The organism is Vibrio sp. YT-15 (assembly GCF_033337445.1).
GTDB classification, from domain to species: domain Bacteria; phylum Pseudomonadota; class Gammaproteobacteria; order Enterobacterales; family Vibrionaceae; genus Vibrio; species Vibrio alginolyticus.
Genome location: NZ_JAWOQR010000027.1, coordinates 19,075 through 27,805 on the forward strand (window position 1 = coordinate 19,075; position 8,731 = coordinate 27,805).

Genomic DNA, 8,731 nt, shown 5'->3' on the forward strand with positions numbered 1-8,731 from the left:
CTATGGGTGTAGCTCCGTCTTTGGAGTTACAAATGACACATCCTCAAACAAGTAATCAAACTCAAAGTACACAAAAGGAAGATGCTAACAAAAAGAAGTTGGTCGGGAAAATTGCTGAGAAGTTTGGTGTAGATCCAAGAGGTTTTTGGGACACACTGAAATCTACAGCCTTTAAGCAACGCAACGGCGATGCACCTACCAATGAACAAATGATGGCTCTTTTGATTGTGGCAGACCAATACGGTTTGAACCCTTTCACTAAAGAGATCTACGCTTTCCCCGACCAAAACAATGGAATAATTCCAATTGTTGGTGTTGATGGATGGTCACGGATCATAAACACTCATCCTCAGTTTGATGGGTTAGAATTTAGGTTTTCATCTGAAAAGGTGTCAATGCCTAATGCCAAAGAGTGTCCTGAGTGGTGTGAATGCATCGTTTACCGCAAGGATAGAACTCGTCCAACGATAGTGCGGGAATACCTCGATGAAGTATTCCGAAGCTTAAACTATAACAACCCTTGGAAAAGCCATACAAAGCGCATGTTGCGCCATAAGGCAATGATCCAAACTGCTCGTATAGCATTAGGTTACGTGGGTATTTATGACGAAGACGAAGCAAGTCGAATCATAGAGAGCCAAAGCCAAGCAACCACAAAGCAGTCCATCGAGTTCGAAGAACAAACTCAGCCTTTACCAAAACCTCAAGCACAATCAGAACTGATGAGTGACTTGAATCAAGCTGATTTTGATACCTTTGAAGATGCTCAATACGTCCCTGTTGATGAAGAAAACACACCGACTCAACAAGCCAATGCAACTAGCCATTTTCAATCTAGTGAAGATGACATTGTAAAAACACAATTTGGCATGTTGGCATCTAAGGATGTCAATATGATTGACCAGATGGTGTCATTTACTGTGGATACCGGCGCATGGGACACAACAAAAGATAGTTTCAAAGAACGCTATGATGGCGCAACGTTAGAGTATGCATTAAGCACTCTTAACGAAGCGTTCAACAAAGAGTTTGCTGAATAAATTTATCCAACCCAATAAGGGCGTATCCTGCCCTTATAGGCGTGATGCACCCTTATATTTTTAAAATTTAAGGAGGGCATTATGCCTGTAGTAGATATCGTTCAACGTAGTGAAAAGTGGTTTGAGTGGCGGAAGCAAGGCATTACAGCCTCAATGATTCCGGTGATCATGGGGTTATCTCCATATCAAACACCTTACCAACTTTGGGCAGAATTGGTCGGCTTGAAAGAGCCGGATGATTTGTCCAAAAACTACCATGTGCAAAGGGGTGTAGAACAAGAACCCGAAGCGCGTGAAGCCGTTGAAAACGAATATGGTAAGCCTTACATGCCAGTGTGTGTTGAAGCTGACCATGAGCACCTTTTCCGAGCATCTTTAGATGGCCTATACATACTAGGCTCAGATAAAGAAGTATTGGAAATCAAATGTCCTTGCGAAAAAATCTACAACGAGATTTTAGCAATGCAAGGACAAGCACCAACGTTTCAAATGTACGCTGCGCAAGTGCAGTGGCAATTGAACTGTTCGGGAGCTGACATTGGTAGATTGTACTTCTACTTGCGGGGTAAACGCCCTATTTCAACTCGCATTCGTCGCAATGACGCTTTTATTAAAAAAGCAGAAAAAGCAGCGATTGATTTCTGGAAACGAGTTCAGTCGAACACACCTCCAGAGATGATCGAGGGTCGAGATAAGGTTGTCTATGACACTCCAATTTCTAATCAGGATAACTCTTGGCAAGAAAGAGTAGAACAGTACAAAGAAAAGTCAGCGCGTCATGCTGAACTCGTTCGTCAATGCGATGCGGTAAAAGCTGATCTTAAACAGCTTGAATCGTATTTCACCGAACAAATACCAAGTGACGTTCAAACCTTCAATAAAGATGGTATTCGCGCAACCCGTGTCGATAAGACCGGTAATGTGAACTACCAAAACTTGCTAGCGGAAATTGAAGATACGATGAATGTGGTTATTCCATCTTCACTTATCGAAAAACACCGTAACAAAGGCTCTACTTACTTCCGTGTGACCATTCAAGAAGAATCAAGCAATCAAGCTGACGTTCCAATTGAACAATATCAACCGAAAGTTGAAGCAGAACAGCCGAAGCAAGAAGCAACACCACTTTCAGTGACTCCGGCAGAACAAGCTGTTCCGTCCTCGCTTGTAAGTGACGTTGAAACTCATACCGAACCTGAAGAACCTACACCTATAACAGCACCAATTAAGCCGCTGGCACCAGGTAACTTCTTCGAAAAATCAGCTCAAAACCACTACTTCTAAGGAGGGTGTATGTTTAACTTCGGTGAAACATATCTTGCCGTTGATCGGCTTATTGATAGCGTTTGGACAGTAAAATTCGAGTTCCAACCTGACGGTGTAAAAATTCTCTCGTTTTCGAGTGACACCCCTGATGGTTACAAACTAGAACAAACTCTGCCAAAGGTTCGCATTATCGAAAACGACAAACGCATTGTACATGCCATAAAGGTTTATAACCCTGACATGCCATCGTTTGAACGTGACCAAGATAATTACTTGATTGGAGAGTACAAGGTTGCTAATCCGCAATACGTTTTCAGCTACACAGAAAGCGAGGTGGAATAATGGCGATCAAAGTACCTTTCAAACCCAAAGTACCTCAAATCACACTAGATTTGCGGAGTGAACAAGGAAATGTTTTTCAACTAATAAGTCTTGCTAGAAAGCTATCAGCTCAGCTTGGTTTAGATGGAGAAAAAATTCAAAAACGTATGATGACTGGTGACTATTATTGTGCAGTTAACATCTTCGATGCTTACTTTGGTGATTATGTCACTTTGTTAGTATCAGAAGAAATCAGAGAAGAGCTATCAGTCGAGAAATATCTGATGTCTTAATCTGACATTATCCAACCCAATACGGGCAACACAGCCCGTAGGGGAGCTGTAGTTGCCCTTTTTATTATTTGAAGGAAAGCAGCTATGGCTAAATTAATTGAAAAAACTTACCCACTCGAAATTTTTGGTTTTCAAGGTACAGGTATGGACGTTAAAGGTTTTGAACCATGTAACCACCCTAATGTACCGATGCTAAAAAAAGAGTATGTGTTTCGTCGGGAAACGTTAAGAGATGTCGTGAACTTTATTGATTGTTCTTTTGGTGATGGGTTACTGATTGTCGGTCCAACCGGCTGCGGCAAAACATCATTGGCAGAACAAGTTTGCGCTCGGCTACATTACCCTGTTCAAAACTACACTTGTGGTGGCTCAACCGAATTTATGGATTTGGTAGGGCAATGGACACTTCAAAATGGTTCAACCGTCTGGATGGATGGTGTGTTAACCAAAGCGATGCGTGAAGGTCACATTCTCATTCTTAATGAAATTGACCTTGTCGATCCGGCTGAATTAGCAAACCTAAATGGAGTGCTAGAAGGTTCACCATTAGTGTTATCGCAAAAGAACGGCGAAATAGTGTATCCACACGAAAATTTCCGTTTGATTGCTACTTCAAATTCAAATGGCTCAGGTAGCGATGGGATGTATGCTGGCGTCCAGCGTCAGAATCTCGCGTTCCTAGACCGATTTATCGTTATTGAAGTTGACTATGCAGATGCAGATGTTGAGAAGGATATCTTGGGCAAAATTGCTCCGAATATCCCGAACACCATTCGTGAACGTATGGTCGCATTAGCGAATAAAGTAAGAACCGTGTTTAAAGGAGAGGAAGATACTAGCATTGAGCTAAGTGTCACTTTTTCCACTCGAACACTAATTCGTTGGGCTATTCAAATCCAACGAAACATGGGAGCACCTTGCGCTTTAAGCTATGCACTTGATCGTGCATTACTGAATCGTTGCTCTAACGCTGAAGAAAAGGAAGCTATTAATACTTGGGCGATTGCCCTATTTGGTAGCAGCTTTGATCCTGAAGCGTAATTAAATCAATCCCAACGGGGTATGTGTCCCGTTGGTACATATGCCTCTTGTTGGTACAAAAAACTTAAAGAGGTATAAATGTTTGATTTTTATTTAATCTATTACTTGTTTATCAAGTATCTAAAAGCTGTTGTGCACTTCGCACATAAGCGGAAAAAAGAGGTAGCTGTTCAACTAAAACTGCTTGGCACTGCATCCTATACTGCTGCATTCGTGTACGCTATCGAGAAAGGTTTAGACTTCAACGTGTTGAAGCTAACTGTAATCGGTGTACTCGTTGTAGCATTAGCAGAAAAGCTTAATCGGTAGTAACATAAACTTAGGTTCACTTAATCAAGGAGAACTGCAATGACAGCTATCTACATAATTAGTGGTATTGCTATCGCTATTGGGTTGCTAACAATGTATGCACCCAATATCGAGAAATGGTGCGATAAGCAGCTAGCAAAAAAGCACTAAGAAACAACGATAAGAAGTAGCGTAAGCACTCTTATCTAAATTTGAAAACCGCCAAAGGGCATATCAATTAGCCCTGTGGCGAATGGTATGTCCTTTTTTTATACATAAAATTGGAGATACCATTATGACTACACAACCTACCTCTGTTCTGAATGACATTGTTGCTGTTCAACTGAACGTTAACCAATGGACAGGACGGAAAAAACTGGCAGAAAATGACCTCTCACTACAAGGTGAAGCTCCACCAAAAGAGATCATTAACCTCGGCAGTAAACACACTACAGATCCCAAGGCTCTAAAAGTATTCAATACTTTGAAACGTCAAATGGAACGAGCTTGCCTGACCATCGGCATCCCGTTCCTTGGTGGATATGCAGTACCTTCAGATAAGGCAGATGAACTAGCCAAACGACTAACAAAAATCGTTGGTCAGTTTGAGCTAGAGAAAACTGCTTATCTTCAAAAGCATGAGTCAATTCAACAAGACTGGATCAAGAATTTCCCTCAATACGAGCGTATTCTTGTGAAAGCGTTGACTCCTACTTCAGATGTTGAGAAACGTATTAATGCCTCTTTCTCAATGTTTAAAGTTCAATCCGCACAGTCTGCCGTCACTGTCGATGCTGGACTATCAAATCAAGTTGATAGTTTGGGAGAGACATTGGATGCAGACATCTTGAAAAGCTCCAATAAGCTACTTGATAGCTTAACGGGTGCAATTCAACCGAACCAAACCAATGTAGCTTCATTGCGGAAACTCCGCGAGAAAGTACAAGGTTTGGCTTTCCTTAATGGTCGCTTTTTGAAGCTAGTCAATAAGATTAAGCAAGTAGAAAGTGCCATGCCTATTACTGGTAAGCTCAACACTGATGAAGTACATAGACTGTCTGGTTTACTGTATCAAATGAGTGATGAAGATAGGTTGCAAGCGTTAATGAGCAACTTAGAAAACGAACCAGTACCGGTTGCCGCTACTCAACTAGCCGTTGAGCAGCCACAACCTGCAAGCTTAGAGTCAACCTTAGAACCTGCAAGTGTCGATTTTGAATCAGACGATGTGTTTGGGTTGGGTGATGCAGACTTTAGTTTCGGTGAACCTGATTCTGATGAGTCAGATTTGGGACTAAGCGAGGCAGATTTTAGTTTTGAGTTCAGCGATATTTCAACGTCGAGCACACAACAATCTGCAACGAAAGCTACATTCTTCTAAGTTCAAAACAAACCCTAGACGGGAGCAATTCCCGTCAGGGGGTTGCTCCATTTTTAATATATGGAGTTCTACTATGTTTCATCAAATCACTTTCGAATCTCGATCACCGTATCGCTACGTTGCTCATTTCAGAAAGCCATCCTCTAACCTTCATGATATGGACTCTTACTTCTCCGTTGAAGTCCATGTATCTCAGAATGAATGGGGAACGCTAATGGATGAGAATATTCGATATTCAATTGAAATTTGTAAGATAGAACGTCCTGACATCATGGCGTTCTATACGTACAAATCACGTAGATTTACTGTCTCCGGCGACCAATTTGTTACTGATATTGGTAAGCTTTTGGTTAAGTACGGTGTTGTAGCTGAAGGAGTACCTTTTCAGGTCAACATTGAACTAAACAGAAAGGTGCATTCGTTCATGCAAATGAACGCCGGATGCGTATACGCAAAAGAATCTACGCATTTACAAACCGTACAAGATCTGTTTTCAGAGTTCGCGGATATACCTGTAAACAATGAAGATGAGATCGAGCAAAGCTGGGCGCATTTTGATAAAGGAAATGACCGCTTTGAAGTTTTGAAGTGGTTTGAAGAATCATTCGGTTATCCGGTGGACTTCTTACTCACTCTAGAACAATGCTCATAGTTTGGAGGGAGATTACATGTCTTGTCCTGCTTGTAATGCTAACCAAATAACCTACGAATATTTCTGTGTTTTAGCGTCACACTCATGGAGTCGGCACAAAGTACAGCGAGTTCTCAGGAAAAATGGTTCACATAGCTACTTCACTTACCATTTAGTAGCTTAACAATCCCTGTATAGACGACAGAGAGCGTCAAATACAGATTTAACCCCTATGGGCGTACTTTGCCCAACAGGGGGGTATAGTGCGCTTCATACTTTCATTTGGAGTTTCAACTATGTTATTTCGTTATAACCCTCAAGCTAGATCAATCGTATTTTGGTCAGTGCTTACTCTTGGTGTTCTAATTGTGCTGTTTCCGGTAATTACCGCATTCACGTATGAGTGGAAATCATTCTTCGAAGAACCGAGCGCGTTTGTACGGGATGTAAGGCAATTCATTGTCTTACTTGGATATTGCCTACTAGGTAGTTCCCCGTTCCTAGCGATGGCGCTTGCGATGAAAAAAGAATGGTTCTAACACCGATAACTGAGGCTTGATTTAGCCTCTATCAAAACTACCCCAAAGGGCGTACTTTGCCCGTAGGGGCATAGTGCGCCTTTTCTGATTAAGGAAGCACTATGAATCCTAGAGATGTTAGCTTTCAAGAATACAAGTCACAATGGACTCTTACCTATGAGCACGAAGACTTTTTTCTTGATGTCGAACAGTACGGTTGTCACGAAACCACTTTTGAACGCTGGCTGAAGCGCCAACGCATGTTCATTAAGCGGTACGGTGAGAATTGCACTATCAAACTATGTGACCTCGAATTACCAGAACGAACTTGGCAGTTTTTTACTCGCCATTTTGAGCGTGTAACTCGAACACAATATCTTGTAGATAAATACCCCGATGGCTTTTTTGAAGCGATAACTGAAGATGGGCAAGTGGCAGCGTTCTTACCGGATACGTATGGCAAGAAACCCTATCGGTTGTCCTTCTATGGAGAAAACGGGGCGCGTTATCATGAAACCTATGACTCAAGATCAGAAGCACTCAACGTCCTTGCTCACAGAAAATATTCTGCGAAAGAAGGGGCGTTAGATGCTCTGGTTGGTACTGATTCATGGAATCGAGGGGTCTATATCTGCAATTGGATAGCAGAGGGAATATTGCCCAACGATGGTCTAAAACGCGATAAACACATACCCGAAGTCGCTCAGCTCTTTGCTGAAAGACTTCAAGCGGCTTAATAAGCCATTCAATTAAACCCAACGGGGCTACTTCCCGTTGGGAGTAGTCCCTCTTTAGGAAACTACTCATGACAAAACTAAAAAGTGAACAATTTTATCAGTTACACGCAATCTTCTCAGAAAGCCTTGACCAACTCGCAAGTATGGGGTCACTGCCGATTGAGTTGGGACGGATAAAAATCGTGCACAAATCGGGGCGAGACTACCTTCTGGACACCCAAGCATACTTTTGGAGTGATCATAAGGTCGTGGCATGGTTCAAGACGTTTGAAGAAACGTTCCGCAACCAACCTTACGAGTTCCATTACAACATCACTGAAGAAGACATCATCAATGGTGATGTGATTGTTGAAGTGTACACCGGCGAAAACCACGAGGTGATACAGCCCAAGTCGTTACAGTTAGATATCGCTATCGACGGAAAGCTATACACACTTGATGCTAAGCCGAGTTCAAACAATATTGACTATTTTAAGACAATGAAAGTAGTCGAAAGTGATGACCAGGGGGAGTTTGTAAAACTCCATTTTTGGACAGTCACAGACATCATCAAACACATCAACGCTGATCGAAATGAGGATTGGCAAGATTACGATGAGTTTGATTGGCATGAAGGCTGGAAAGAGTGGTGCGCTCACCAAGAGAACTTTAAGATTGCCGATGGCAACTTAAACGCAGCATATTTCCAAAAGATATAGAGATATAAACACATAAACCCTTAACGGGCGCAATTGCCCGTTTTGGGGTGATTGCGTTCCGTTTATCAACAATGAAATCGGAGAGCAATCATGGGTTTTTTCTCTTGGAAAACAGCAGATACATCAGAGTCAATTGCAAACATCAGTTCTGGAAAACATAAAGGCGTCAGCGTTTATCTTCTGAGTCCTGATGGTAATCACATTGCGGAACGGGCATATCAAGGATATGGGCGTTTTGGCGGTGTTGACGCATATGCATGGCTTGCAAAGCAAAACCTTGGAAGCGATGTTGAACATCTTTGTTTGTATGATGATGAGAACGAGCTGAGAGCGTTAGGAATAGAGCTACAATATGAGGCACATAGCCGAATTACGTTGCCACTAAAATTCTCATTTAATAAATGTGCTATCTATGATGAATTACCGGAAAGTGAGGAATGCCCACTCTATTGTAAACAAGACATTTTTATCTTTTATATTCAATGGCTTATTTTCCTGCTAATTGGTAATACCATGA

Annotated in this window: 11 protein-coding genes and 1 pseudogene; all 12 read left to right on the forward strand. The window is 41.9% G+C overall.

Translation table 11 applies throughout. The features are described 5' to 3' along the window. Window positions 1-32 precede the first annotated feature (32 nt). Window positions 33-1,040 carry a phage recombination protein Bet gene (bet, locus tag R7D93_RS24435; RefSeq protein ID WP_140134600.1) on the forward strand — a complete coding sequence of 336 codons (1,008 nt, stop codon included), beginning with the start codon at window positions 33-35 and terminating at the stop codon, window positions 1,038-1,040. An 81-nt stretch (window positions 1,041-1,121) separates the two neighbouring features. Next, complete coding sequence (locus R7D93_RS24440) at window positions 1,122-2,324, forward strand: YqaJ viral recombinase family protein (RefSeq protein WP_025624716.1); 1,203 nt, start codon at window positions 1,122-1,124, stop codon at window positions 2,322-2,324. Window positions 2,325-2,333: 9 nt separating this feature from the next. Next, entirely contained in the window at window positions 2,334-2,648 is a 315-nt protein-coding gene (locus tag R7D93_RS24445; protein ID WP_025624717.1) for a hypothetical protein, read from the forward strand. Continuing rightward, window positions 2,648-2,920 carry a hypothetical protein gene (locus R7D93_RS24450; protein WP_318129531.1) on the forward strand — a complete coding sequence of 91 codons (273 nt, stop codon included), beginning with the start codon at window positions 2,648-2,650 and terminating at the stop codon, window positions 2,918-2,920. The genes R7D93_RS24445 and R7D93_RS24450 overlap by 1 nt, the downstream gene beginning before the upstream one ends. An 84-nt stretch (window positions 2,921-3,004) precedes the next feature. Beyond that, window positions 3,005-3,961: an AAA family ATPase gene (locus R7D93_RS24455; RefSeq protein WP_025624720.1), complete on the forward strand. Its 957-nt coding sequence runs from the start codon at window positions 3,005-3,007 to the stop codon at window positions 3,959-3,961. A 78-nt stretch (window positions 3,962-4,039) separates the two neighbouring features. After that, a complete protein-coding gene (locus R7D93_RS24460) occupies window positions 4,040-4,270 on the forward strand; it encodes a hypothetical protein (protein ID WP_025624721.1) in 231 nt (76 codons plus the stop codon). 274 nt (window positions 4,271-4,544) lie between these two features. After that, window positions 4,545-5,630: a DUF3150 domain-containing protein gene (locus R7D93_RS24465; protein WP_225492076.1), complete on the forward strand. Its 1,086-nt coding sequence runs from the start codon at window positions 4,545-4,547 to the stop codon at window positions 5,628-5,630. 73 nt (window positions 5,631-5,703) lie between these two features. Continuing rightward, on the forward strand, window positions 5,704-6,282 hold the full coding sequence (locus tag R7D93_RS24470) for a hypothetical protein (RefSeq protein ID WP_025624723.1): 579 nt from the start codon (window positions 5,704-5,706) through the stop codon (window positions 6,280-6,282). A 275-nt stretch (window positions 6,283-6,557) separates the two neighbouring features. Beyond that, window positions 6,558-6,800 carry a hypothetical protein gene (locus tag R7D93_RS24475; protein WP_025624725.1) on the forward strand — a complete coding sequence of 81 codons (243 nt, stop codon included), beginning with the start codon at window positions 6,558-6,560 and terminating at the stop codon, window positions 6,798-6,800. A gap of 101 nt (window positions 6,801-6,901) precedes the next feature. Beyond that, entirely contained in the window at window positions 6,902-7,516 is a 615-nt protein-coding gene (locus tag R7D93_RS24480) for a hypothetical protein (protein WP_140134568.1), read from the forward strand. Between the two features lie 68 nt (window positions 7,517-7,584). Then, window positions 7,585-8,214 carry a hypothetical protein gene (locus tag R7D93_RS24485; protein WP_318129532.1) on the forward strand — a complete coding sequence of 210 codons (630 nt, stop codon included), beginning with the start codon at window positions 7,585-7,587 and terminating at the stop codon, window positions 8,212-8,214. Window positions 8,215-8,304: 90 nt separating this feature from the next. Next, window positions 8,305-8,731, forward strand: a pseudogene (locus R7D93_RS24490) (hypothetical protein); the annotation flags it as partial.

Coding starts and splice junctions, on each gene's coding strand:
- bet (WP_140134600.1), top strand. CDS start 33: ATGACACATCCTCAAACAAGTAATCAAACTCAAAGTACACAAAAGGAA.
- R7D93_RS24440 (WP_025624716.1), top strand. CDS start 1,122: ATGCCTGTAGTAGATATCGTTCAACGTAGTGAAAAGTGGTTTGAGTGG.
- R7D93_RS24445 (WP_025624717.1), top strand. CDS start 2,334: ATGTTTAACTTCGGTGAAACATATCTTGCCGTTGATCGGCTTATTGAT.
- R7D93_RS24450 (WP_318129531.1), top strand. CDS start 2,648: ATGGCGATCAAAGTACCTTTCAAACCCAAAGTACCTCAAATCACACTA.
- R7D93_RS24455 (WP_025624720.1), top strand. CDS start 3,005: ATGGCTAAATTAATTGAAAAAACTTACCCACTCGAAATTTTTGGTTTT.
- R7D93_RS24460 (WP_025624721.1), top strand. CDS start 4,040: ATGTTTGATTTTTATTTAATCTATTACTTGTTTATCAAGTATCTAAAA.
- R7D93_RS24465 (WP_225492076.1), top strand. CDS start 4,545: ATGACTACACAACCTACCTCTGTTCTGAATGACATTGTTGCTGTTCAA.
- R7D93_RS24470 (WP_025624723.1), top strand. CDS start 5,704: ATGTTTCATCAAATCACTTTCGAATCTCGATCACCGTATCGCTACGTT.
- R7D93_RS24475 (WP_025624725.1), top strand. CDS start 6,558: ATGTTATTTCGTTATAACCCTCAAGCTAGATCAATCGTATTTTGGTCA.
- R7D93_RS24480 (WP_140134568.1), top strand. CDS start 6,902: ATGAATCCTAGAGATGTTAGCTTTCAAGAATACAAGTCACAATGGACT.
- R7D93_RS24485 (WP_318129532.1), top strand. CDS start 7,585: ATGACAAAACTAAAAAGTGAACAATTTTATCAGTTACACGCAATCTTC.